General features: G+C 57.5%; 22 protein-coding genes and 1 other RNA gene. 6 read left to right on the top strand and 17 right to left on the bottom strand.

Going from position 1 to position 25500, the window contains the following annotated elements:
• Positions 1 to 79: 79 nt before the first annotated feature.
• The 5 genes from VQ830_RS23725 to recR all read right to left on the bottom strand — a co-directional run bounded on the left by VQ830_RS23725 (position 80) and on the right by recR (position 5091).
• Entirely contained in the window at positions 80 to 766 is a 687-nt protein-coding gene (locus VQ830_RS23725) for an RNA-binding protein (protein ID WP_438618585.1), read from the bottom strand.
• Complete coding sequence (nusA, locus tag VQ830_RS23720; protein WP_337270639.1) at positions 763 to 2370, bottom strand: transcription termination factor NusA; 1608 nt, start codon at positions 2368 to 2370, stop codon at positions 763 to 765. Before nusA ends, VQ830_RS23725 begins: the two co-directional genes overlap by 4 nt.
• Positions 2371 to 2427: 57 nt before the next feature.
• Entirely contained in the window at positions 2428 to 3030 is a 603-nt protein-coding gene (gene rimP, locus VQ830_RS23715) for a ribosome maturation factor RimP (protein ID WP_337270638.1), read from the bottom strand.
• 163 nt (positions 3031 to 3193) lie between these two features.
• A complete protein-coding gene (locus tag VQ830_RS23710; protein WP_337270665.1) occupies positions 3194 to 4405 on the bottom strand; it encodes a lytic murein transglycosylase in 1212 nt (403 codons plus the stop codon).
• 80 nt (positions 4406 to 4485) lie between these two features.
• Positions 4486 to 5091, bottom strand: a complete 606-nt coding sequence (gene recR / locus VQ830_RS23705) for a recombination mediator RecR (protein ID WP_337270637.1) — start codon at positions 5089 to 5091, stop codon at positions 4486 to 4488.
• Between the two features lie 54 nt (positions 5092 to 5145).
• Here recR and VQ830_RS23700 point away from each other — a divergent pair, with 54 nt between their 5' ends.
• The gene (locus VQ830_RS23700) at positions 5146 to 5775 is read left to right on the top strand and encodes an MOSC domain-containing protein (RefSeq protein ID WP_337270636.1); all 630 of its coding nucleotides are present in this window, start codon (positions 5146 to 5148) and stop codon (positions 5773 to 5775) included.
• A gap of 43 nt (positions 5776 to 5818) precedes the next feature.
• Here the strand turns inward: VQ830_RS23700 and VQ830_RS23695 are convergent, their stop codons facing one another.
• The 3 genes from VQ830_RS23695 to ffs form a co-directional block, all read right to left on the bottom strand.
• Positions 5819 to 6142: a YbaB/EbfC family nucleoid-associated protein gene (locus tag VQ830_RS23695; RefSeq protein ID WP_337270635.1), complete on the bottom strand. Its 324-nt coding sequence runs from the start codon at positions 6140 to 6142 to the stop codon at positions 5819 to 5821.
• Between the two features lie 25 nt (positions 6143 to 6167).
• The gene (locus VQ830_RS23690) at positions 6168 to 8036 is read right to left on the bottom strand and encodes a DNA polymerase III subunit gamma/tau (RefSeq protein WP_337270634.1); all 1869 of its coding nucleotides are present in this window, start codon (positions 8034 to 8036) and stop codon (positions 6168 to 6170) included.
• 47 nt (positions 8037 to 8083) lie between these two features.
• Positions 8084 to 8180, bottom strand: an RNA gene (ffs, locus tag VQ830_RS23685) — signal recognition particle sRNA small type.
• 86 nt (positions 8181 to 8266) lie between these two features.
• Here ffs and VQ830_RS23680 point away from each other — a divergent pair.
• The 4 genes from VQ830_RS23680 to VQ830_RS23665 all read left to right on the top strand — a co-directional run bounded on the left by VQ830_RS23680 (position 8267) and on the right by VQ830_RS23665 (position 10838).
• Entirely contained in the window at positions 8267 to 8677 is a 411-nt protein-coding gene (locus tag VQ830_RS23680) for an HIT family protein (RefSeq protein WP_337270633.1), read from the top strand.
• Positions 8674 to 9630: an NAD(+) diphosphatase gene (gene nudC, locus VQ830_RS23675; protein ID WP_337270632.1), complete on the top strand. Its 957-nt coding sequence runs from the start codon at positions 8674 to 8676 to the stop codon at positions 9628 to 9630. The genes VQ830_RS23680 and nudC overlap by 4 nt, the downstream gene beginning before the upstream one ends.
• A gap of 13 nt (positions 9631 to 9643) precedes the next feature.
• On the top strand, positions 9644 to 10375 hold the full coding sequence (locus VQ830_RS23670) for a helix-turn-helix transcriptional regulator (RefSeq protein WP_337270631.1): 732 nt from the start codon (positions 9644 to 9646) through the stop codon (positions 10373 to 10375).
• A 94-nt stretch (positions 10376 to 10469) separates the two neighbouring features.
• On the top strand, positions 10470 to 10838 hold the full coding sequence (locus VQ830_RS23665) for a VOC family protein (RefSeq protein ID WP_337270630.1): 369 nt from the start codon (positions 10470 to 10472) through the stop codon (positions 10836 to 10838).
• Positions 10839 to 10905: 67 nt separating this feature from the next.
• Here the strand turns inward: VQ830_RS23665 and VQ830_RS23660 are convergent, their stop codons facing one another.
• Entirely contained in the window at positions 10906 to 11778 is an 873-nt protein-coding gene (locus VQ830_RS23660; RefSeq protein ID WP_337270629.1) for a prephenate dehydratase, read from the bottom strand.
• 4 nt (positions 11779 to 11782) lie between these two features.
• Positions 11783 to 12535: a 3-deoxy-manno-octulosonate cytidylyltransferase gene (locus VQ830_RS23655; RefSeq protein WP_337270628.1), complete on the bottom strand. Its 753-nt coding sequence runs from the start codon at positions 12533 to 12535 to the stop codon at positions 11783 to 11785.
• Positions 12536 to 12689: 154 nt separating this feature from the next.
• Between VQ830_RS23655 and VQ830_RS23650 the strand changes: the two genes are divergently transcribed.
• Entirely contained in the window at positions 12690 to 13265 is a 576-nt protein-coding gene (locus tag VQ830_RS23650; RefSeq protein WP_337270627.1) for a c-type cytochrome, read from the top strand.
• A gap of 61 nt (positions 13266 to 13326) precedes the next feature.
• Here the strand turns inward: VQ830_RS23650 and VQ830_RS23645 are convergent, their stop codons facing one another.
• The 7 genes from VQ830_RS23645 to polA form a co-directional block, all read right to left on the bottom strand.
• Positions 13327 to 14283 carry an AEC family transporter gene (locus VQ830_RS23645; protein WP_337270626.1) on the bottom strand — a complete coding sequence of 319 codons (957 nt, stop codon included), beginning with the start codon at positions 14281 to 14283 and terminating at the stop codon, positions 13327 to 13329.
• Between the two features lie 116 nt (positions 14284 to 14399).
• Positions 14400 to 15299, bottom strand: coding sequence for a DnaJ C-terminal domain-containing protein (locus tag VQ830_RS23640; protein ID WP_337270625.1), 900 nt, complete (start codon positions 15297 to 15299; stop codon positions 14400 to 14402).
• Between the two features lie 215 nt (positions 15300 to 15514).
• Complete coding sequence (gene htpG / locus VQ830_RS23635; protein ID WP_337270624.1) at positions 15515 to 17398, bottom strand: molecular chaperone HtpG; 1884 nt, start codon at positions 17396 to 17398, stop codon at positions 15515 to 15517.
• 127 nt (positions 17399 to 17525) lie between these two features.
• The gene (moeB, locus tag VQ830_RS23630) at positions 17526 to 18287 is read right to left on the bottom strand and encodes a molybdopterin-synthase adenylyltransferase MoeB (RefSeq protein ID WP_337270623.1); all 762 of its coding nucleotides are present in this window, start codon (positions 18285 to 18287) and stop codon (positions 17526 to 17528) included.
• A 52-nt stretch (positions 18288 to 18339) separates the two neighbouring features.
• On the bottom strand, positions 18340 to 19473 hold the full coding sequence (gene recF / locus VQ830_RS23625; protein ID WP_337270622.1) for a DNA replication/repair protein RecF: 1134 nt from the start codon (positions 19471 to 19473) through the stop codon (positions 18340 to 18342).
• A 141-nt stretch (positions 19474 to 19614) separates the two neighbouring features.
• On the bottom strand, positions 19615 to 22074 hold the full coding sequence (locus VQ830_RS23620) for a DNA translocase FtsK (RefSeq protein ID WP_337270621.1): 2460 nt from the start codon (positions 22072 to 22074) through the stop codon (positions 19615 to 19617).
• A 299-nt stretch (positions 22075 to 22373) separates the two neighbouring features.
• A complete protein-coding gene (gene polA, locus VQ830_RS23615; protein WP_337270620.1) occupies positions 22374 to 25373 on the bottom strand; it encodes a DNA polymerase I in 3000 nt (999 codons plus the stop codon).
• Between the last annotated feature and the right edge of the window lie 127 nt (positions 25374 to 25500).

Raw genomic sequence — 25500 nt, 5'->3', positions numbered from 1 at the left:
GAAGCGATGACGCCTTTAATCCCTATCGTTCACATACTGTCGATCAATGAAAGGAAGCCGGACATGTCCGGTGACCCTGTCATTGCTTTTGCCGGCCAGCGCCGCCCGGTGCCCGGGACTGACCGCCGTTGCGGTACTGTTCGAGCATCTTTGCGCGCTTCACTACACCCTCTCCTGCCTGCCCCGCAAGCGCTGCAGCATGGATAAAAGCATTCTGGCCCATCACTTCCGCCATTTCGCTCTCCGAGAAGAGACAAAAGGACGGTATTTCTTCCTCGGCGTCAGTGCCGAGATGCCAGGCCTTGCGGGCCTGATTGATCTTCCGCACACCATCTTCAGCCGCATCGGTGGCGTGAAAGACGGCAATTGCGGAACCGCTGCGAATGGCAACGTCCACTTTTGCTGCGCCGGTGATGAACTGGCTCGCCTTGCGCGCCATGTTCATCATCTGCATCACTTGCAGCGACAGAAGCTTATCCACCTCGGCGGGCAGGCTGTCGGTCACCTCTACATCTCGCTTCAGGGCGCGCCCGAAGAACTTCTTTGCAACCGCACGCTCGACCAGCGTTCGATCGATTTTTACCCAGCATCCCCGGCCCGGAAGCGTACGCTTCAGATCGGGAACCACTTTTCCGTCAGGCGCCGCGACAAACCGGATCAGTTCATCGGGCGATCCCGTTTCTCGCGTCACAATGCACATGCGGCTGTTGCCGTCATAGTCGGCAAGCCCGTCATCGTGAGAAGACGCATCGGCCGCGGCCATCATGCTTCTGCGGCCGTCTCGGCGTCCGTATCCTCGACCTCTGCCTGACGCGCGAGATCTTCTTCGGTGATCCAGCCGGCCAAGAGGCGCGCCTGGACGATCATCTGTTCTGCTTCGACGCGTGAAACGTCGAACTTGGAGAAGAGACCTTCGAACTTCTTGGTCTCGCCGTTCTTGCGCTCCGTCCAGCCGACGAGATCGTCTGCCGCGCAGCCTGCAAAATCCTCGATCGACTTGATGCCGTCTTCGCCGAGCGCCACCATCATGCGCCCATTGAGGCCATCGATCTGCCGCAACTCGTCGGATACACCCAGCGCCTTGCGCTTTTCGTCCATCTCGCCTTCGATCTTTTCAAGATACTCGCGAGCACGCTGCTGGATTTCCTGTGCCGTTTCCTCATCGAAACCATCGATGGAGGCAATTTCGTCGAGATCGACATAGGCAAGTTCTTCGACAGCAGCGAAACCTTCAGATGCAAGGACCTGGCCGACCATTTCATCAACGTCGAGCGCGTCCATAAATAGATTTGTGCGCTCGTTGAATTCCTTCTGGCGACGCTCGGACTCTTCGGCCTCGGTCATGATGTCGATATCCCAACCGGTCAGCTGGGAAGCGAGGCGTACGTTCTGTCCGCGGCGGCCGATGGCCAGCGAAAGCTGTTCGTCGGGGACGACCATTTCAATGCGCTCGGCATCTTCGTCCAGCACCACCTTGGCAACCTCAGCCGGCTGCAGAGCGTTGACGACGAATGTCGCAGGGTCCTGCGACCAAGGAATGATGTCGATCTTTTCACCCTGCAATTCGCCGACGACAGCCTGAACGCGGCTACCGCGCATACCGACGCAGGCGCCGACAGGATCAATTGAGGAATCGTTGGAAATAACGGCGATCTTAGCGCGCGAGCCAGGATCGCGTGCCACCGACTTCACCTGAATGATGCCGTCGTAGATTTCAGGCACTTCCATGGTGAAAAGTTTGACCATGAATTGCGGATGCGTACGCGACAGGAAGATCTGCGGACCGCGCTGTTCGCGCCGAACATCATAGACATAAGCACGAACGCGGTCGCCGTAACGGACATTTTCGCGCGGAATCATCTCGTCGCGGCGAATGATGCCTTCCCCGCGGCCAAGATCGACAATCACGTTACCGTACTCGACGCGCTTGACGGTACCGTTGACGATTTCTCCGACGCGATCCTTGAACTCATCGAACTGGCGGTCGCGTTCGGCTTCGCGTACCTTCTGAACAATTACCTGTTTGGCAGACTGGGCGGCAATACGGCCAAAATCCATCGGCGGCAGCGGCTCGGCAATGAAATCGCCGAGCTGCGCATCGGGGTTGCGATCCCGCGCCAGCTCAAGAGGGATCTGCGTCGAATAGTCTTCCGCCTTGTCGACAACTTCGAGAAGACGCTGAAGACGAATTTCGCCGGTCTTCGGATTGATGTCGGCACGGATATTGGATTCCGATCCGTAACGGGAGCGAGCTGCCTTTTGAATTGCATCGGCCATCGCAGCGAGAACGATCTCGCGGTCGATCACCTTTTCGCGTGCCACAGCATCTGCAATCTGCAGAAGTTCAAGCCGGTTCGCGCTCACTGCCATTGTCTGGTTTCTCCGTCTTGGTGTTCCGGCATCTTTGGCCAGGATACGCCGTTTACGTTAGTCTTGGTCTTCGTCCGTCTCGTTCTGATTGGCAGCTTCTGCCTTCGCCAGCTTATCGGCCCGCAATGCCTCGCGGATCAGATCGTCGGTCAAAATCAATTTTGCATCGCTCAGCGCGCTGAACGGAATGGCGATGGTTCGATCCTCGCCGTAGAGCGGCTGATCGGACTCGATCGTGAACGTCTCATCGTCCGATTTGACGATCACGCCGCGGAAACGCTTCCGATTGCCGATCATCACCGATGTATCACACTTCAGCAGGTGACCTTGCCAGCGCGTGAAATCCGACTTGCGGACCATCGGGCGGTCGATGCCGGGCGAGGATACTTCCAGATGATACTCCCGATCGATCGGATCTTCCACATCCAAGACCGGAGAAATTGCCGTAGAAAGCTTTTCGCAATCCTCGACAGTCATCGTGCCATCAGGCCGCTCTGCCATGATTTGCAGCGTCGATCCGTTCTGGTTCATCATGCGAACGCGGGTAAGCCGATAGCCCATGTCCATAATCACAGGCTCGACGATCTCCGCGAGCCTTTGGTCAAGACCAGTTTCCGTAATCAGCCGCGGCTCGTTTTCGGTTTGAGTCGTTTCCGACAAGCGCTGCTCCTCGCAGAGTCGTAAGATAGGGATGATCGCGGTAATAAAAAAGAGCGGGTCCTTGCGGCCCACTCTTCATCATACGATCAAGATTTAACGGCGATATAAGCGCTTTTGCGTGCAATTGCAAGTCATCGCGCTGCAGTCGTCAAAGACGCAGGGTCTAATGCAGGCGGCCTTTGAAGGATGCCTCCGGATAGCAAGTCAGCGATAGTCCGTTTTTCTCCTGCCACTTGCCGATCGACCGGCGCGTCTTATAGCCCGGCAACCCGTCGGTTCCTCCGACATCGTATCCTTGCTTCTCAAGAGCTTTTTGCATGTTCGCCACGTCGGATCGCAGCATTTTGCCGACGTCGCCCCATGTTCCTTTGAAGGCGCCTGATCCCGAAGCGATGCGATCGGCGAGGTTGCCGATATAAAGCGCGTAAAGATCGGAATTGTTATATTCTTTAAGAATGTAGAAGTTCGGTGTGACAATAAATTCAGGTCCGTCGCGACCGGCTGGCACGAGCATCATCCCATCGGCTTTCGCTTCACCGGAAGAAAAGGCCTTTCCGGAGATGCGCTTGATGCCCATGGCCTCCCATTTTGCAATCGGACGGGCAAGGTCTGGTCCTTCCTGAGCGCAGGAAACAGCGTTTGGGATCGTCACTTCGTAGCCCCAGCCGCGCCCTCTTTGCCAGCCCTTCTGCGCCAGAAAATTGGCGATGGAGGCAAGCGTATCGGGAACGGAGGTCCAGATATTGCGGTGCCCGTCTCCGTCAAAATCCACCGCATATTTCAGATAGCTGGTCGGCATGAATTGCGGCTGGCCAAGCGCTCCTGCCGACGAGCCGCGAAATTCCGCGGGGGAAACGTCACCGCGGTCGATGATATGAAGTGCGGCGATCAACTCTGTCCGAAACATGTCCTTGCGTGTCGACATGAAAGCCTTGGTGGCTAGAACGTTTAAAGCGGGCTTCGGAAGCTTCGCAGCGCCAAATCCTGTCTCACGGCCCCAGACCGCGAGGACGATTTCGCCCGGCACGCCATAGGTCTTTTCAATCCGCTTCAACGTGGAGCCATACTGGCTTGCAAGTCCGCGTCCTGTGACAGCAAGACGTTGCAAGCGGTCCTCATTGAAATAGGGCGCTGGCGAAGAAAATTCCGCTTGTGTCTGCTTGCGCTCTTTAGCGGGAGGAAAGCCGGGTGGTGCGAGGTCATCCAGCGACCAGTCCAAGGTCACGCCATCCAGAGCGACATTGAGCGTCTTATCCGAGATACCGTCTTGGCGGGCACGGGGTCGAAGGTCATCGCGCATCCAACGCTCGAACTGGGCTTCCACTGTTATCTTCGAAGGCTCCGCCTTTACGCAGGCTGGGAGAAAATTTGCCATCACGGCCACGAGCAGAGCGATGCTACGCGTCCTGTTCCCTGTTTGGGCCTTCACGAGGTTCAATGCCAATCCACTTCTCCTCATATTGCTGTTCTGGAGCGTAGAGCAGCAGCCAGCGTTCCCTCATCTAGATAATCGAGCTCGCCGCCAACAGGCACTCCATGGGCAAGGCGGGTGATCTTCAGGTCGAACCCAGCAAGTTGATCGGTCACATAATGCGCTGTCGTTTGCCCTTCGACAGTCGCATTGACGGCCAGAATAACCTCTCGGACGCTTCCTTCGGCCACTCGGTCGATCAGGCTGCGCAAGTTGAGATCGTCGGGACCAACACCGTCGAGCGGAGACAATGTTCCTCCGAGAACGTGATAGGCGGCATTCATGGCGCCGGCACGCTCCAGCGCCCAAAGGTCTGAAACGTCTTCAACGACAATGACAACGCTTTGGTCACGCTGCGGATCGATACAGACAGTACATGGATCGCTCGTATCGACATTGCCGCAACGAGAACAAACCTTCACCTTGTCGAAGGCCTCGCCCATGGCATGTCCAAGAGGTCCCAGCAACTGGTCCTTCTTTTTGATCAAGTGCAGCGCTGCCCGGCGTGCCGAACGGGGCCCGAGGCCCGGCACCTTTGCCAAAAGCTGGATCAATTTTTCAATCTCGGGTCCGGTGACTCGCTTTGCCATGGGTCGTTCTTAGCTCATAAGGATGAAAAACGAAAAGACCCTCGGAGTGTCATGATGAAAATCCTTGCCGTTTGCAGCGGACTGCCGGAGAGGCTGCCGAAAAAGACTTACAAAACAGGGATCTTCAAAAATTCACGGCAAGGCCCCGTCATGGTCGACGCACATGGTTTGGTCGGCGATGCCATTTGCAATACAAAGCATCATGGCGGCCCGGATCAGGCCATTTACATTGAAGGCGGCATAAGCCTTGCCTGGTGGGGGATAACGCTCGGCATCGAAATGGAGCCGGGCGCCTTCGGCGAAAATCTTGCCATCGATGGGCTGGACAATCGCGATGTGGCGGCCGGTGACCTTTTCACGGCTGGCGATGTCGTCCTTCAGGCAACAGCGCCACGAATGCCCTGCGCCACCTTAGCCGCACGCATGGACGATCCCGGTTTCGTCAAACGCTATACCAAGGCAGGCCGTCCTGGCATCTACTGCCGGGTTTTGAAAAGCGGCATGATCGAAGCCGGACTGATCGTTGCCTACAAGCCTTATTCCGGCGAACGACTTTCGATGCCGTTCCTCATGGAAAGCTACGCGCGCCGTCTCTCAGCTGACGAACAACGGCGTCACCTTGAAGCTCCGGTATCCGGGCGGTGGAAGGAGCGTGTTTCGCGCACCCCTGCAACGAGAGCCTAACTTCAGCCGCGCACAAAGAGCACCAGCGCTCACACAAACCGTCTTAGAACGGCATCTTGAAGCCGGGAGGAATTGGCAGGCCAGCGGTCAGGGCGCGGGTCTTTTCCGCAGCGATCGCTTCGACCTTGTCTTTTGCATCTTTGTGCGCGGCAACCACCAGATCTTCTAGAATCTCGGCGTCGTCTTCCTTGAAGAGAGATGGATCGATCTTAAGGCTTTTCATCTCGCCTTTGCCCGACAGAACGACCGTGACGAGCCCGCCGCCCGACTTGCCTTCCGCCGTCAGTTCGGCGATCTCGGCTTGCATCTGTTCCATTTTGGACTGCATTTCCTTGACCTTGCCCATCATTCCCATGATGTCGCGCATCGGCCTCTCCTTCTTGTCGTTATCTCTAAAACTCTATGTCATCGCCAGGCAGGATGTCGCCTTCTTCCGATTCTGCGACTGCTGGCGGCACTACGTTTTCTTCTTCCGGCTCAGGGGCGCGCACGCGAACGTCGGTTATCTTGGCGCCGGGAAATTGGGCAAGAATGGCGGCGACGTCGGGGTCCTGACGTGCATCGTTGACCTGGCGCTCCTTGGCAAGAGCCTCGGCCTGCACCATCGTCGGCTGACCCTGTTCGCGGCTAAGGCTGACAATCCAGTGAACGCCGGTCCATTCCTTCAAGCGTACCGAGAGATCGTTGAGCAGGGTCGTCGGCGCGCCTTCGGAAAGGGCGGCGTCCAGCCTGCCGGGCTCGATTTTCACTGGACGCAGGAAGTTGCGAACCAGCGCTTTCAGTTTCGGGTCGCGATGCTCTGTCGCAAGATTGACGATATCGTCTACGGAATGGACAGCAACACGCGGCTTCGGCTGCTCCGCTGGCTTCACCTGCGGCAAGGTTGGCCGCTCAAGCTGGGGCTCGGCGGCAGGAACCGAGCGCAACATGGTCGCGCCGCTGCCCTGCGGTTGGCGTGTCATCGGCTGAGACGCGACAGCAGACGTCTCGCTCCGCACTGCCGCAGAGGGACCAGTGGAATTCGTGTTGCGTGACGCGGGACGGACAGGCCCGCCTGCCTCGCCATTGTTTGCAAGTTCCAAGAGGCGGCGGGCCGCATCTTCGGGCGCGGGCAAATGCGCCGCATGGGCAAGCCGGATCAGCACCATTTCGGCAGCGCCCGCCGTACGGGCGGCGCTCTCTGTCTCAGGGATGCCCTTGAGCAGCATCTGCCATAGGCGCGACAAGGTCGTCACGGCGACGGAAGTGGAAAATTCCGCTGCCTTGGTGCGCTCGACCTCGCTCAGTGAGGGATCGTTACCGGCTTCCGGGATATATTTGACGCGCGTTACGAGATGCGTGAAGTCGGCAAGGTCAGTCAGCACCACCACTGGATTGGCGCCAGCCTCGTACTGCGCCTGAAATTCTTTGAGCGCTGACGCGACGTCGCCTTTCACCACATGCTGGAAGAGATCGACGATGCGGGCATGGTCGGCAAGACCGAGCATATCGCGAACGGCTTGCGCCCTGACAATGCCGCTGCCGTGGGCAATCGCCTGATCGAGAAGCGAAAGACCGTCGCGAGCCGAACCTTCGGCAGCGCGGGCAATCATTGCGAGAGCTTCGGCTTCCGCCTCAATGCCTTCCTTTGCCGCGATCGTGGAAAAAAGCCCAACCAGATCGGCCGCGCCGATACGCCTGAGGTCGAAGCGCTGGCAACGCGACAAAACGGTGATCGGGACTTTGCGGATCTCTGTCGTCGCGAAGATGAACTTTACATGCTCCGGCGGCTCTTCCAACGTCTTGAGAAGGCCGTTGAACGCGGCAGTCGAGAGCATGTGGACTTCGTCGATGATGTAGACTTTGAAGCGGGCCGACACAGGGCGATAGCGGACTTGCTCGATGATCTCTCTGATATCGTCGATACCGGTATGCGAGGCAGCGTCCATTTCGATGACATCGACATGGCGGCCTTCCATGATGGCCTGACAATGCTCGCCCGGAACCTTCAGATCGATAGTCGGCTTATCGATATCGGCTGTCTTGTAATTGAGCGCACGCGCCAGAATGCGCGCCGTCGTCGTTTTGCCGACACCGCGCACGCCGGTGAGCATATAGGCTTGGGCGATGCGGCCGGTCTCGAACGCGTTCGTCAGCGTCCGCACCATCGGTTCTTGCCCGACCATCAGGTCGTTGAAATCTTTCGGGCGGTATTTGCGGGCTAAGACCCGGTAGCCGGTGCCCGTCGCGGCGTCCTGTGACTGTCGCTCGGTATCGCTCATCGCCCTGCTTCATCGCCCGCGATCAATCGGGCGCTTTGGAGGAGAAGGTGGGAGGCTGGCACGATGACCCGTGCCGGGCTCGTTGGGGCTGCTTCCTTCCGGACCTGACCCGGTTGGCGAGTGGCTCGTCCACCACCAACCTCCCGGCTGCACATATCGGCAATCTCGCTATCAAAAGCAAGCCAAGCTGAAAAAAAACTGCTACACCCGACAAAAAAGGGAGGCCGATTGTGAAAGAGTTCGCGCTGGATGCACGCCTTGAGCAGGATAGCCTGCTTCTGCTTCGCCTTTCTCTTTGTGAACTGCGCCTGTCGAAAGATGCGCGCTGGCCATGGCTTATCCTCGTGCCGCAGCGGGCCGACGTCAGCGAAATCACCGATCTCAAGCCGCTAGACCAGGTGATGCTGACATTCGAGATCGAGACGGCGAGTGCCGCTTTGAAAAAAGTGACGAATCCGACAAAGATCAATATCGGTGCGCTTGGCAATATTGTTCGTCAATTGCACGTGCATATTGTTGCGCGTTTCGAGGGCGATCCGGGCTGGCCCGGCCCGGTCTGGGGACATGGCGTCGCCGAAGCCTACGATGCTGAAAAGCAGGAAGAATTGATGATGCGAATAAGGGAGGCTCTTTCGTCATGACATCGCTTTTCGATGGGGCCTTGAATCATTTGGAGCCCAGCAGTCTGACGGCATTTGCCGGAAACGATCTGATTCGTGATTCGGAACATCGCGACGAAGAAACGGTTGCTGCAGCCCTAAAGACGGAAGGTGCGCATATCTTCGCCTTTTGCGAAGGCAACTTGATCCTGAAGCATGATGGTCAGATCGTCGATCCTCTGTTCTCGCGCTATGAGCTGGTCGATCTTCTTCCGGATTGGGACGAGACGGTGCTGCTCGGCCATCGCCGGAACGGTGAACCGCGCCTTGCGGTGCCGCTCAAAGTGCCCGAGGAATCTCTTGCCTCACATTTTAAGGTGGTCGATGGCCGCACGTTGTATCGCGACGAATTGATGGATGAGGCGCTGCTTGGCGAATTTGCTCAGGCTGCAAGCCTGATACGGTGGAATCGAGATAATCGCTTTTGTGGCCGATGTGGTGGGGCAATGGAGCTTCGTATCGGCGGTTACAAGCGGGCCTGTGTCTCCTGCGATCACATGATTTTTCCAAGAACGGATCCTGTCGTCATCATGCTGGTGATCGATGAAGCGCGCGATCTTTGTCTTCTTGGCCGCGGGCCGCATTTCGCGCCCGGTATGTACTCTTGTCTTGCCGGCTTCCTGGAGCCAGGCGAAACAATGGAAAATGCCGTCCGCCGCGAAACATTGGAGGAGGCTGGCATCAAGGTCGGCCGCGTCCGCTATCACGCGTCGCAACCGTGGCCAATGCCACACTCCCTGATGATCGGATGCTATGGGCAGGCCCTCAATACGGAGATTCACCGTGATGAGAAGGAGCTTGAGGACTGCCGATGGTTCACCCGTGAGGAAACGTTGGAGGTGCTGGAAAGGCCGGGAACGAATGGTAAGGCATCCCCGCCGAAAGGCGCCATTGCGCATCGGCTGATGCGCGATTGGGTCGAACGTAAACTCTGAAGACGGAGCTCGCTTGCCAGCCCCATCAACCTCGCCAAAATCGGAAGGGCGGCTGTCACGCTCCGAGCGGCTTCTTGCCCTCCTGCAGGCTCTGCGCCGCTACCGGCGCCCGGTCAGCGGCGCCGTTCTTGCTGAAGAAACGGGTGTGAGCATCCGCACGCTTTATCGCGATATTGCAACTCTTCAGGCTCAGGGCGCGGTCATCGAGGGGGAGGCGGGTGTCGGCTATCTCCTCAAACCAGGTTTCATGCTTCCCCCCATGACCTTCAGCGAGGAGGAAATCGAAGCGCTTGTCCTGGGTTCTCGCTGGGTGTCGAAGGTGGCCGAACCCCGATTGTCCAAAGCGGCAGACGATGCGCTGGCAAAGATCGCTGCCGTTCTGCCTTCCGATTTGCGGCTGAGTATCGATACGACTACGCTGATGGCGGGGGCGAAACGCAAGACCGAGGAAGACGTAGCGGACCTTTCGGCCATCAGGCAGGCGATCCGCAATGAGCAGGTTTTGGCGCTGAATTACAGTGACGAAGGTGGACGTACTTCGCAAAGGTTCGTCTGGCCTTTTGCGTTAGGGTACTTCGAAACAACGCGCCTTCTCGTCGCATGGTGCGAGCTGCGCAATGATTTTCGTCATTTTCGAACCGATCGCATTACGGCAATGACATCGACCGGTCGCCGCTATCCGAAGCGTCGTCATCAGCTTCTCAAAGAATGGCGGATCATCGTCGATATGGAGGTCGAAAATTGAGGCGGCTGCAGTGTTCTCGCAGACTGCTGCCAGAATTTGACAGGAGCTTTGGCTAGTCTTCCTCATCGCGACCACTGCAAGGAGGACCTTCACCATGCTCAGCCCCAATCTCATTCTTCTCTATGTCCGCGATCCCCTGGCGAGCGCGGAATTCTACGGGAAAATTTTTGGAAGCGAGCCCGTCGCCGTCTCTGAGAACTTCATCGCCTTTTCGTTCGATAACGGCGTGACGCTCGGCCTCTGGCGGCAAAGCAAGGTGGTGCCGCAACCATCGGCGATCGGCTACCGCGGTGAAGTCGCCTTCATGGTTCCTGGTAGTGAGGGCGTCGAAGCCCGATACCGTGAATGGCAGAGCCTCGGTTTACCGTTCGCTCAAGAGCTGACCCGGATGGACTTCGGGCCGACCTTCGTGGTGCTCGATCCAGATGGGCATCGGCTAAGGGTCTGCGAACCGGAGACCTGAAGGCGACCAAGGCCTGACCGCCAGGTTTGAGCTCCACACAAGACAATCAGTTCTGATCGCTGCCGTCCTACTCGACAGGCTGCTTTTGCAAAACACCGCGCATCGGGTGCCCCTTGTAAACGCCGAGAATCCGGACTTTTTCGGAAAAGAAGCCGAGTTCCTCCAGTGCGCGCTGCACGTTGGCGTCGTTCGGGTGTCCCTCGATATCGGCGTAAAACTGCGTCGCGACGAACCGACCGCCGAGCTGATAGCTCTCCAGTTTCGTCATGTTGATATTGTTCGTCGCAAAGCCGCCCAAGGCCTTGTAAAGCGCCGCCGGGATATTGCGCACATTGAAGACGAAGGTGGTGACGACCTTTTCTTCCGGCGCTTTGCGCTGCGCCCAGCGCTCGTCGCGGGACAGGACGACGAACCGCGTGACGTTGTTTTCGGTGTCTTCGACATTTTCGGCAATAATATCGAGATTGTAGAGATCGGCGGCAAGCCGCGGCGCGAGCGCCGCCATCGACCGGTCCCCTGTATCACGCACCATTCTCGCGGCGCCTGCCGTATCGCCTGCAATTACCGCCTTCCAGCCATTCGCGCGAACCACCTTACGGCATTGGCCAAGTGCATGGATGTGGCTGTGAACGGTTCTGATTTCTGAAGCGGTCACCCCGGGCAGTACCATCAACTGAAAATGGATCGGCATGAAGTATTCGCCGACGATATGCAGATGCGACTCCGGCAACAAATGATGGATGTCTGCGACCCGGCCAGCAATGGTGTTTTCGATCGGTATCATGGCAAGATCGGCTTCGCCATTTGCGAGCGCCGTAAACGCATCCTCGAACGTCTGGCAGGGCAGCGGCTCCATGCTCGGGAACATGTCCCTGCAGGCCATATCCGAATTGGCTCCGACATCGCCCTGGAACGCAATACGATTTGTCTTCGGCTTCATCCGCTCAAACCTTCTTCGAGGATAAGATATCCCGAGCCTTTTCAAGATCGGCCGGAGTGTCGACACCGAGCGGAACGGTCTCGATAACTTCGACATCGATCCGCATGCCGGCTTCAAGGGCTCTGAGCTGTTCCAGCGCTTCGCGCTTTTCAAGAACAGAGGGCGAGAGAGACACGAATCGTTCCAGCGCCTCGCGGCGATAGGCATACAATCCGATGTGATGATAAAGCGGCCCCTGGCCATAAGGTGCTGTCGTACGGGTAAAGTAGAGAGCCTTCAATCGTGAAGGAGAAAGCGGCGAGCCGACGATCTTGACCACCTGCGGCAAGGTCTTTTCCGCCTCGTCGGTAATTTCGACGGCAAGCGTACCGATATCGACAGCCGGATCGGAGAGCGGCTTCAGCGCGGCGGCAATTGCCTGCGGCTCGATGGTCGGCAGATCACCTTGCACGTTGATGATGGTCTTGACCTTGCGGTCAGGATCGACGACCGACAGCGCCTCATAGATCCGGTCCGAACCCGATTGATGGTTTTGCCCGGTCATCACGACCTCAAAGCCGGCATTGGAAACGGTTTCGAAAACCGCCTTGTCGTCCACGGCCACGATCACGCGGCCCACGTTTGCTTCACGGGCGCGCAGCGCGACCTGAACGATCATTGGAAGGCCATTTATGTCCGCGAGCGGCTTTCCTGGCAGGCGAGTGGACGCCAATCGCGCGGGAATAAGGACAACGACATCGTCGGGAATCAATTCCATTCTTCAGGGCCTTCTAATTCGGGCGGAAAGGTGTCAAAAGGTCTCATGTGCAAGACCGGTTCCACAGTTGCCACGCGCAGTCAAAAGACATAGGTTTTGCTTTATTTCAAGATGGTTCGGCCTTGGTATCCGGCTGCAAAGGGGAGCGTTGCAGATGAATTCATACGTCAACACAGCGTTGGGAGCGCTGCTTGGGACGGTATTCGTGCTTATGAGTATTTCGATTTCTTCGGAGGGTTTCTTCCACTCTGAAGCCCCGGAAAAAGAGGGTTTTGCGATTGTCGCGCAAGATGCGGCGCCGGCCGGCGGCTCCGGTGAGGCTGCGCCGGCTGCAGCGGTTCCGATTGCACAGCTGCTGGCCAAAGCAGACGCAAAGGCGGGCGAGGCCGTCTTCAAGAAGTGTCAGGCCTGTCATGACGGCACCAAAGGCGGTCCCAACAAGGTCGGGCCGAACCTTTACGGCGTCGTGGATCGTCCGATCGCATCTCACGAAGGCTTTGCGTATTCGAGCGCGATGAAGGACTTTTCAAAAGGTGGAAGCGAGAAGTGGACATTTGACCATCTGAACCACTTCCTGACCGCGCCAAAGAAATACATCGCTGGGACAGCGATGGGCTTTGCGGGACTTCCAAAAGATACCGATCGGGCCAATGTGATTCTCTATCTACACACGCTGTCTGATTCGCCCGTGCCTCTTCCCGATCCGAACGCACCGGCAGCCACACAGTAAGATCAGCACAACAATCGATGAGCGTGTAATTTGAGGACTCCGTCTTGATCCAGGGCGGAGTTCATTGCGCTGATACGCCCAAAATATAGGCCCAAAGCGTGACGGTGACGGCGCCGAGCGCAGTGGTGATCGTGATGGTCGAGGCTGCAAGTCCATGCCCGACGCCGAAGCGGTTGGCGATGAGCCAGACGTTGACGCCGCTGGGCACCGACGCGATCAGAACCAGAGCAGACCGCCACTCCGGACTGAGAGCCAGCAGCAGGCTGAATAGCCAGACGCAAGCCGGTAGAAGGATCAGCTTGAGGCAGGATGTCAGACAGGCGAGTTTCGCGCTCCCGGAGATCCCGTAGCGCTTCAGCGCCATCCCGAGCGAAATCAGTGCAACGGGCGCGGCAACATCGGCGATCTGCGACAAAATCGGTTTGACGACGATAGGGATCTTGAGACCGGTCAGATGTACGAAGGCACCCGCAGCCAAGCCGACGACGAGTGGGTTGCGGATGAGGTTGTTGGCGACTTGTTGTAGCAGCTTGAAAACGTTTCGGTCCTGTTTGCCTGAGGTCGCGTGCTCGGCGCGTTCCATCATGACCGTTCCTGCGATCATCATCACGGGCAAATGAACGGCAATGAGAATGGAAAGGGCGACGACGCCGTCTTGGCCAACCGTTCGCTCAACCAAAGGAAGGCCGATGAAGATCGTATTCGCAAATGCGGACGATACTCCAGACAGAACGCCGATGCGTGCATCTTGATCAAACAGACGTCTGGCAAGCAGATGTCCTGCCGTCCATGTCACGGCGACCCCGGAGAAGTAGGCGATCCACAGCCGGATCGGCGAGGCGCCCTGAAAGTCTGCCTCGGCGACCGTCCTGAAGAGCAGCATCGGAACGGCGATCTTAAAGACGAATTCGCTGAGCGCATCTCCGATCTCAGCCTTGAGAAGACGCGTTTCAACGATCGCCCAGCCGATCAAAATCATGATGAAGATCGGCAGCACATCGAAGAAAACAGCAGACATCGGAAGACTCGGGTGGAGAGGGCCAGCGCCAGGGTATCGTCGGGAACGACAAGATAGAGCCCCCACCATAGAAGATCGCGCGCCCCGAACAAGCCGGGACGCCGTCATTGATAGATTTACATGCCGCGGCGCGGGTCAGCGGTCTCCCAACTCTCCATGAATTCCTCAAGCTTCGCGTCTGGGCGCTCTGGCAGAACGACCTTCACGGTAGCATAGAGATCGCCATGGCCGCCCTTTTTCGGCGCACCCTTGCCTCTGACCCGCAAGACCTTTCCAGAACTTGAATTGGGGGGCAGGGAGAGATGAACGGCTCCCGTCGGGGTCGGAACCCGGATTTTGCCGCCGAGAACCGCTTCCTTGAGGGACACTGGAATATCGAGCTTGATGTCGTCGCCATCACGAGTGAAATAGGGGTGCGGCTTGACGCGGATCTCGATCAGCGCATCCCCGGCAGGTCCGTTGCCAAACCCCGGCTCACCCTTGCCCTTCAAACGCAGAACCTGGCCATCGCGCGTTCCTGGCGGGACTTGCACATCCAATGTTGGTCCATTCGGCAGGCGAACCTCGCTTCGCGCACCGTTGACTGCCTCCAGGAAATCGACATCCATCGAAAAGCGCCGGTCTTCGCCGCGCGATTTGATGCCACCACCAGCGCCGCCACGTTTGCGACCCGAAAATATGCCGGAAAGAATATCGTCCACGTCGCCAAAGCTCGAGAACCCGCCGCCGAAGGGATCGTTTCCTGCCGAGGCATACTCGCGATATTGGCCCCGCTGGTAGCGCGGTTGCTCCGTCCCGCTTGCGTCAACTTCGCCCCGGTCGAACCGGGCGCGCTGATCTTCCTCGCCGATCAGCTCGTAAGCTGCGGAGACTTCCTTGAAATGCTCTTCAGCCTTCTTGTCCCCGGGATTGAGATCGGGGTGCCATTTCTTCGCAAGTTTTCGAAAGGCGCTTTGTATTTCTTTCTGCGTGGCGTCGCGCTTCACGCCAAGCACGGTGTAAGGATCGCGGCTCATCTTTATCGTTCCATAAAAGGAGTGTTTGTTCGGTTGCCGTTAATGTAGGTGCCCTTTGATCGCCGCTCCAGAGATATCGTGCTATCGATGCTAATTTTTCGGGCATGCTTTAAAAGAGGGCATCGCCTGAACGAAAATGGCCGCCTGACAGGAGGCGGCCATCTCAAATGCAATCCATCGGCTTGGCTTACCCTCAGCCGAGCCTTGGTGTTCATTCAGTGCATGGCACGCGCAAAGAGCCGTGACAGTCTTTCCGCAAAGGCGCGGGGATCAGAAGGCTTGTCGCCATCGAGCACGCGGGCTTCGTCGAGCAGAAGAAGTGTCGCATCCTCGCGGAAGGTGTCATCCTTCGTAGTGGCAATTGCCTTTACCGTTGGATGATCAGGGTTGATCTCAAGAATAGGCTTTGCCGCCGAATTGAGGCGGCCGGCATCCTGCAGGATCTTCTCTAACTGGCGATCGTAGCCTTGTTCGGACGCGACGAGGCACACCGCACTTTCCGTCAATCGGTCTGAGCTGCGGACGTCGGACACCTGATCCGAAAGCCTTTCCTTCGCAAAGCTCAGGAAGCTTGCAATATCCTCGCTGGCTTCGGCCGGCTTCGAGTTCTCTCCCTCTGCCTTTGGCAGTTCGCTGAGATCGGATGCGCCCTGTGTGATCGATTTGAAGCCCTTGCCTTCGAACTCAGGCGCCATCGTCACCCAGAAACTATCGACGGAATCCGTCAATAGCAGGACCTCGATCCCGCGGGCGCGGAAGCCTTCCAGCTGCGGGGAGGCTTTCAACTGCTCAAGGCTGCTGCCGACAAGATAGTAGATCGACTTCTGTCCTTCTTTGGCATCCTTGATGTAGTCTGCCAATGAACGATGACCCTCGCCGGACGACGTCGTGCGAAAACGCGAGAGCGCAAGAAGCTGGGTGCGACGTTCGAAGTCTTCGTGGATGCCCTCCTTGATGACAGCGCCGAAATTGTCCCAGATTTTCTCATAAGCCGACAGATCGCTTTCGGCGAGCTTTTCGATATCCTTCAGGAGCCGATTGGTTACGCCCTTGCGGATAGAAGCCAGAAGCGGGCTTTCCTGCAGCATTTCACGTGAAATATTGAGAGGAAGATCAGAGGTATCCACGATGCCGCGGATAAAGCGAAGATAGCGCGGAAGAAGCTCTGCGCTATCGGTGATGAAGACGCGCTTGACGTAAAGTTTTACACGACCGTTGCGATCCGGGTCGTAAAGATCGAAAGGTTTGGAACCAGGAACGAAGGTCAGCGCCGTATATTCATGACGACCTTCGGCGCGGAAGTGAACCGTCATGGCCGGCTCGTCATACTGGCCCGAAACGCTACGATAGAAATCCGTATATTCCTCAGGCTTGATGTCATTTCGCGATTTGGTCCAGAGTGCAGTGCCATCCGTCAGGCGTGCAACTTCGGCGCCGGGTTTTTCCACGATGAAGATCGGCACTGGGACATGCCCGGACTGCTCCTTGACGATCCGCTCGACGGTCCAGCGGGAGGCATGGGACTTTGCGTCTTCAGTCAGATGAAGAACGATCCGTGTGCCGCGCGGCGGCGCCTGTATCGGATCGATCTGTGAAATCTTGTAACTGCCTTTGCCGTCCGAGGACCACAGCCAGGCTTCTTCGGATCCGGCGCGGCGAGACAAAACGTCGACACGGTCCGCCACCATGAAGCTCGAGTAAAAGCCGACGCCGAACTGGCCGATCAATTGTGCGCCTTCGCCTTGTTTGCTTGCCTCGATGCGCTCCATGAAAGCGCGCGTGCCGGACCTTGCGATGGTTCCGAGCGCCTCGATCATCTCTTCGCGGCTCATGCCGATGCCGTTGTCCTCGACAGTGACGCGGCGCGTCTCCTCGTCGAGCAGGATCGTTATCCGGCTTTCAGCATCCCCGGCGTTCAGGTTTGAGTTTGAGATCGCCTCATATCGCAGCTTTTCGCAGGCGTCGGCGGCATTGGAGATCAGCTCGCGCAGGAAGACGTTTTTATCCGAATAAACGGAATGCACCATCATGTGCAGAAGGCGCGCTACATCAGCCTCGAAGACATGGCTTTCAGCCGGCTTGTCCGCAACGGTTGTCATGAATCAGTGTCCCTCTATAGTTCCAGTGTGACAGGATAAATTCGGGCGTCAGGTGGATATGCAGTCGCCCTTTATCAAGTGGCGGCGCAAACGACATTGCGGCCTTCTTTCAGAATTTTAAGCACTGTCAGCGAGAGGCGCTGCGCCGCTTGTAGCCGATCACATCAAAGCGCGCGGCAAGCCCGTCATAGAGCATCAACCGTCCGATCAATGGATCGCCGGCACCGGTGATGACTTTGATGGCTTCCATTGCCATCATCGTACCAATCACCCCTGTCAGCGCACCCACAATCCCGGTTTCGGCACAGGCGGGAACGACACCCGGAGGGGGAGCTTCCGGAAAGAGATCGCGGTAACCGGGGTTCAATCGTCCCTCGGAATTCGTCTCGTAAGGCTTCAAAACCGTCAGTGATCCATCAAAGCGTCCGACGGCCCCGGTCACAAGGGGAATTTTAGCTGCCTCGGCAGCGTCGGCGGCCGCGTACCGTGTGTCAAAATTGTCCGAGCCGTCGATCAGTAGATCAAAATCAGACAGGAGATTGCCTGCCTTAGCGAGGGTAAAACGCTGGTTGAACAGCCGCGTGTTCACCAGCGGATTCAATGCCTTGATGCTTCGAGCCGCACTTTCGGTTTTCGACGTGCCGATACGGTCAGTGTCATGGATAACCTGCCGCTGGAGATTGGACAACGATACACGGTCATCATCGATGATGCCGATCGTGCCTATACCGGCTGCCGCAATATATTGGAGCACAGGCGCACCAAGCCCTCCTGCGCCAATCACGAGAACGCGTGACGCTTTCAGTTTTTGTTGCCCGGCCCCGCCAATTTCGGGAAGCAGAATATGGCGCTGATAGCGGGCAATCTCGTCTGGAGAAAGACTGGTCATCGTAAATTCCATCCTATCGACCGTGCGCACAACGCCTTGATGATCTGATCCTTCAAGGCGCTTCTGATGAAAGGCTGCCATCGGCGACATTGATAAACTGCGCCCTTTCACCAAGCGAGGAAAACATAGCGCGATCCGTTCCGGTCATGAACGCCTGTCCGCCGAGCCCGTCAACGAGATCGAAAAGCGCCGCTCGCCGGCCTTCGTCTAGATGGGCAGCGATTTCGTCAAGCAAAAGAACCGGTGCGAAGCCAGTCAGATTGGCGACGAGTCTTGCATGTGCGAGGACAAGTCCGACCAAAAGGGCCTTTTGCTCTCCCGTGGAGCAGCGTGCAGCGTCCATCTGCTTTTCGCGGTGCAAGACCAGAACATCCGCCCTATGCGGGCCTGTCAACGTCCGACCGGCAGCTGCGTCGCGGTAGCGCCCTTCAGCGAGCATTGCGGCATACTCTTCTTCCAAGTCCACCGCTGGGCGGGACAAACCCTCATCCATAAAGCCAGAAAGAGAAAGTGATGCTGAAGGAAAAGGAGAGGCATCGCGCGTTGCCTCGATCAGATGCGCCAGAAGATCAAGCATTTCCTGGCGTGCCAGCGCCATGGCAATGCCGAGGCTGGCCATCTGCTCCTCGATGCCGGCAAGCCAAGAGGGGTCGAACCGCCCCTCCGACAAGAGTCGGTTGCGCCCGCGCATGGCGCGCTCGAAATCGCTGGCGCGCCGACCGTGGGCGGGATCGATCGACAGAACGAGCCTATCGAGAAAACGGCGCCGGTCCGATGATCCACCGGTGAAAAGCCCATCCATAGCAGGTGTCAACCACAGGACGCGAAGGTGCTCGGTCAACTCGTCGATCGTTTTCGCGGCAGTTCCGTTGATCCGTAGCCGGCGTGCTGCACTCTCGTCCAGCGCTTCGACGCCCGTTCCGATATCGACCTCACCCTCCATCCCATCGATCTTGGCGAAGATGGAAAAGCCTGCCGCCGCATCATTGCGGATGACATCGAGATAGGCGGCGCGGCGCAATCCGCGTCCTGGGGAGAGAAACGAGATCGCTTCAAGAAGATTGGTTTTCCCCGCCCCGTTGTCCCCGGTCAGAACGACATGACGCCCTTCCAGCACCAGTCCTGCCGACTGGTAATTGCGGAAGTCTGTCAAGGTCAATCGATGAAGGGCGGTCTTTTGCGGCATCTTCCCGATGCTGTAGGCTGCGCCGGTGCGAATGGCAAGGGAAGGCGGCACACAGAAGCAACGTCGCAATTGCTTCGAATGCGACGTGGCCAAATGCAAAAGGCCCGCACGAGCGGGCCCCTTGGAGACCTGTAAAGGCGCTTAGACCTCAGCCCCTCGACCGGCAACGATTTCTCGCTTGCCCACATGGTTGGCCGGGCCGACCAAGCCTTCCTTTTCCATGCGCTCAACGAGTGAAGCTGCACGGTTGTAGCCGATACCCAGTCGTCGCTGGATATAGGAGGTCGAGCATTTCTTGTCGCGCATGACGACCTTGATGGCCTTGTCGTAAAGGTCATCGCCGTCTTCAGCGCCCATGTCGCTCTTGTCGAATACGGCCGTGTCCTCGACATCACCCTCGTCTTCTTCGTCGGCGGTTACCGTTTCCAGATATTCAGGGCGACCCTGTGTCTTCAGATGCGCAACGACCTTTTCGACTTCGGCATCTGAAACAAATGGACCGTGAACGCGGGCAATGCGTCCGCCGCCTTGCATATGCAGCATGTCGCCCTGACCGAGCAGTTGTTCGGCCCCCTGTTCTCCCAGGATCGTACGGCTGTCGATCTTGGAGGTCACCTGGAAGGAGATACGCGTTGGGAAGTTGGCCTTGATCGTACCGGTAATGACATCGACAGACGGACGCTGCGTTGCCATGATCAGGTGAATGCCGGCGGCGCGCGCCATCTGTGCCAGACGCTGGATCGCTCCTTCGATTTCCTTGCCGGCCACCATCATCAGGTCTGCCATTTCATCGACGATGACGACGATGTAGGGCATAGGAGCAAGATCAAGATCCTGCTCTTCCTCGATGGGCGCACCGGTTCCCTTGTCGAAACCTGTCTGAACGAGGATGCGCAAGACCTCGCCGCTATCGCGAGCCTGCGCGAGGCGGGCGTTGTAGCCATCGATGTTGCGCACGCCGAGCCGGGACATCTTCCGGTAACGGTCCTCCATTTCCCGCACGGCCCATTTCAGCGCCATGACTGCTTTCTTCGGATCTGTGACCACAGGCGTAAGGAGATGCGGAATCCCGTCATAGACGGAGAGCTCGAGCATCTTTGGGTCAACCATGATGAGGCGGCACTGTTCCGGCGTCATGCGATAGAGCAGCGACAGGATCATGGTGTTGATCGCAACGGACTTGCCGGATCCGGTCGTGCCGGCCACCAGCAGATGCGGCATCTTGGCGAGCTCTGCAATGACGGGCTCGCCGCCGATCGTCTTTCCAAGACCCAGCGCCAGCTTATAGCCGCTGGTGCGGAAATCGTCGCTTTCGATCATTTCGCGGAAGTAAACCGTCTCCCGCGTTGCATTTGGCAGTTCGATACCGATCACGTTGCGCCCTGGTACGACAGCGACGCGCGCTGAGATCGCGCTCATCGAGCGCGCGATATCGTCGGCCAAACCGATCACCCGCGATGATTTCACGCCTGGCGCAGGTTCAAATTCGTAAAGGGTCACGACCGGACCGGGACGCACGTGGATGATCTCGCCCTTGATGCCGAAATCTTCCAGCACGCTTTCCAGCAGTCCGGCATTTTGCTCGAGCATCTCCTGCGTCATGATCTCGGCGGAGCGTTCGGGTGCTTGCTGCAGCAGAGACAGGGGCGGGAACTCGTAGCCCGATGCAGTCACTTCACCGCGCATCACCGGCGGCAATTGGTGGGAGCGGAACGCATTTTGTGGCGGGCGCGCGCTCACGGTTCTGACCGGTGCGGCGATTTCGATTACCGGCTCAGGCGCTGATACCTCCACCGTTTGTTCTTCCGCGATGACAGGAGGAGGTGCCACTTCGACCTGCTTTTCCTGCTGTTCCGGCATGGCAGCTAGAGCAGCTTCAACGATGGCGGAAGGCAAGATTTCCATATGTCTTGGCGCGGGAGCGTCGGCCGAACCGCCCGATCGCCATTCCATGACGCGGAAATGGCGGACGATCGTTTCAGGACTGACGTAAAACGGCGAGCGCTTCAGCTGCTGGGGTGAAGAGGCGGCAGGGAAGGCGGCTTCGCCACCTTCGAAAGCCATCGCTTCCCAGAACGCAAAATCGGACAGCGCCGAAAATCCATGTTCTGCTTGGGACGGCTCGGGTACAGGTATCGGCATTACGGCCTCAATAGAGGAGATATCAAAGACTTCATGAATGTAGGGCAGGCCCTGGCGGAGCGGTTGCTCCTCGTGACCGGCAGCGCTCGCGGCCGCGATGACTGCGATGGGGCCTTCTTCTGCAAAGACATCGAAGGGAACATCGATCGAAATCGGCTCATCCGCTGTTTCGATGATGTCAGGAACCTCGATCAGCCGGCCAGAGGGGGCTTTGGGGCAATCGACTTCTGCGGCAGCATCGTCGATGATCTCTGCCACCATCGCCGGCGCTTCGGTTTGGCGACGCTTTGGCAGCAGGGCTTCGGGAGTACGGGTGAAGCGCACATTGGGTGCCAGACGAAAGTTGCTCTGCCACACGGGCAATTCCGGTCTTTCGCCGACAAATTCTTCCGACGGTTGCGTTTCGACCTCCGTCGAAAATTCACCGGCATCCGTCAGGTTAGTTCGAGGAAAACGCATGCGACCCGCTTCTCACTCATTGATTGGCATTCAGCCTTCATCGAATAGGAAACGAAGGTTAATAAGTTCCTTATTTTACGGAAGGCCCTTCAGGCAGAACAAGGAGATAATTGAGTAGAAACAAAGACTTATTACGTCATGAAAAATTTGACTAAAATTGAGGGTTTGCGCACTCCTTGTCTTCGTATCCGCGCTGATGGACGCCGGCTTGAGAGCTAAATGCGGCCATGGGCTGAGCTGGGAAGTCTTGAGCGCTAAGCAAGCGACGAACCGAAAATTGCAGGAAATTCCGGGATGGGCTAATGCGCCTCATCCCAGTTGCTCGCAGCGCGTGCATCAACCTTGAGCGGCACCCGCATTTCAAGGGCCGGCATGGCCGCATTTTCCATCACGGAAACAATGGTCGGGATGGCCTTTTCCACATCAGCGTCTTCCACTTCGAAAATCAGTTCGTCGTGGACCTGCAAAAGCATCCTGACACGCTCGCCAAGGCCGACTTCGGCAAGAGCGGGCTCCATGCGAATCATGGCTCTGCGAATGATATCTGCCGCGGAGCCCTGGATAGGCGCATTGATGGCCGCTCGTTCATTGAAGGCGCGCACGGAAGGATTAGATGAGCGAATTTCGGGATAATTGATTCGGCGCCCAAAGATCGTCTCGACATAGCCCTTATCGCGCGCCATCTGCTTGCGGCTTTCTATATAGTCGCGAATGCCGGGGAAACGCTCGAAATACTTCTTGATGTAATCGCTGGCTTCAGAACGCTCGATCGAAAGCTGGTTGGAAAGACCGAAGGCGGAAATCCCGTAGATAATCCCGAAATTGATTGCCTTCGCGCGTCTTCGTACCTCTGACGGCATGCCTTCGACCGGGACACCGAACATTTCAGAAGCCGTCATGGCATGAATATCGATCCCTTCTGCAAAGGCCTGTCGCAACTGGGGAATGTCGGCGACATGCGCGAGCACACGCAACTCGATCTGACTGTAATCGGCAGAAACGAGCTTGTGACCGGGCGTTGAAATAAACGCGGTACGGATCTTTCTGCCCTCGGCCGTTCGCACCGGGATATTTTGAAGGTTGGGTTCGGAGGACGACAATCGTCCCGTTGTGGTTGAAGCCAGAGAGTAAGATGTGTGAACCCGCTTCGTTTGCGGATGAACATAGCCGGGCAGCGCGTCGGTATAGGTGGACTTCAGCTTCGTGATCTGGCGCCAATCAACAATCTTGCGCGGCAGTTCCGCGCCTGCAGCCGCCAGATCTTCCAGAACGCTGGCCGAGGTCGACCATTGCCCCGTCTTGGTTTTCGTGCCTCCAGGCAGTCCCATCTTACCGAACAGGATGTCGCCGAGCTGTTTTGGCGAGCCGATTGTAAATCGCTCGCCTGCGAGCGTGTAGATTTCGTCCTCAAGCCGCGCCGCGCCTTGTGCAAGTTCGCCCGACAGCCGCGACAAAATTTGCCGATCGATCGTGATGCCACGTTCCTCCATATCAGCCAGAACCGGCAGCAGCGGTCTTTCCAGTCTCTCGTAGACGGCAGTCAGCCTTTCGGCCGCAAGCCGAGGCTTGAGAACCATCCACAGTCGCAGCGTCACATCGGCATCTTCGGCCGCATAATGCGTTGCCTTTTCGATATCGACGAGGTCGAAGGTGACACCTGTTCGACCGCTTCCGGCCACTTCCTTAAAGGTGATGGGTTTGTGGCCGAGGAATTTTTCCGATAGCGGATCCATGCCATGTGCACCGGTTCCAGCATCAAGCACATAGGAGATCAACATCGTATCGTCGAAACTTTTGGTGACGATGCCGTACCGCTTTAGGAGGAGATAATCATATTTGAGATTTTGCGCGACTTTAAGGACTGATTCATCCTCAAGCAGCGCCTTGAAGCGGCTAAGGGCCGCCTCGAAGGGAATCTGATCGGCAACAAGCTCGCCGCCGCCCAGCAGATCGCCAACGCCATTCTTGTGCAGCAGAGGGACGTAAGCTGCACGAATTCGCATGCCTTTGGGGTCTGATGCATTATCGGCAATCGCAAGCGAAAAGCCCACGAGTTCAGCGACCATTGCATCGAGCGAGGTTGTTTCCGTGTCAAAGGCAACGAGACCTGTTTCCCGCGCATCGGCAATCCACGCATCGAGCGTTTCAACGTCGCGGATCGTTACATAAGTCGCATGATCGAAGGGAAGCGCGGCAAAGCTTTCGGCGCGGGCCTGCGCAAGATTAGCCGGCGCATAAGTGCCGGTAGGCGCTTTCGCTTTTGCCTTGTCTGGTACGGGAACAGCTTCACCATCAAGCTTAGGCGTCGCCCCTGCCACAGGCTCTGGCTTCTCGACATCGAGATCGGGACCATGCGCTGCTGCGCCCTTTTCGATGTTGATCACAGCAGCTTCGATTACGGACGCGTCGCAATCACAATCCTCCGCTACGCGGCGCGTCAGGGATGTGAACTGCATTGCCTTAAGGAAGGCAATCAATTTGGGACCGTCTTGCGGGTGAAGAACGAGATCCTCTAACTTCAAGTCGAGCGGCACGTCGTCCCGCAGCCGCACCAGTTCGCGCGAGAGCCGCGCCTTATCGGCATTTTCAATAATCGTCTGCCGCCGCTTTTCCTGCTTGATCTCATGGGCGCGATCGAGAAGCGTATCCAGATCGCCATATTGATCGAGAAGCTGCGCCGCAGTCTTTGGGCCAATCCCGGGGATCCCCGGAACATTGTCAACCGAATCCCCTGTCATCGCCTGCAGGTCGATCATTTTTTCGGGTGGGACACCCCACTTTTCCACGACCTCGGGAATGCCGATCCGTTTGTCCTTCATGCTGTCGTAAAGGCGAATGGCTGGAGTGACGAGTTGCATCAGGTCCTTATCGGAGGAGACGATCGTCACGTCTGCACCGATGGCTTCGGCCTGACGGGCGTAAGTGGCAATAATGTCGTCTGCTTCGAAACCTTCCGTCTCGATGCAGGGCAGGTTGAAGGCGCGCGTTGCTTCCCGGATCAAGCCGAACTGGGGAACCAGATCTTCGGGAGGCGCACTGCGATTGGCTTTATAGGCGTCGTAAAGGTCCTTGCGGAATGTCTGCGACGAATAATCGAAAATCACTGCAAGATGCGTCGGCGTGACACCAGCTTCCGTGTTGCGAGCGTCCTTCAGCAGCTTCCAAAGCATGTTGCAAAAGCCGGACACCGCACCGACAGGCAGCCCATCGGATTTGCGCGTGAGAGGTGGCAGCGCATGGAATGCACGGAAGATGAAGCCGGAGCCGTCGACAAGGAAAAGATGATCGCCTTTTTTCATGCCGCATGGATAGCGCGCCCGTCGCCAAAGGTCTATTGCCGAATCCCGTCGCTACTGGCAAATCCGAGCAAGGTTCGGTTTGTCGCTCACCGAACTGTTACCAATTTGTAACGATGCCGCCCGGCCA

It is taken from the genome of Oryzifoliimicrobium ureilyticum, assembly GCF_037199735.1.
GTDB classification, from domain to species: Bacteria; Pseudomonadota; Alphaproteobacteria; order Rhizobiales; family Rhizobiaceae; genus Rhizobium; species Rhizobium ureilyticus.
This window is presented reverse-complemented; position numbering and strand designations above follow the sequence as displayed.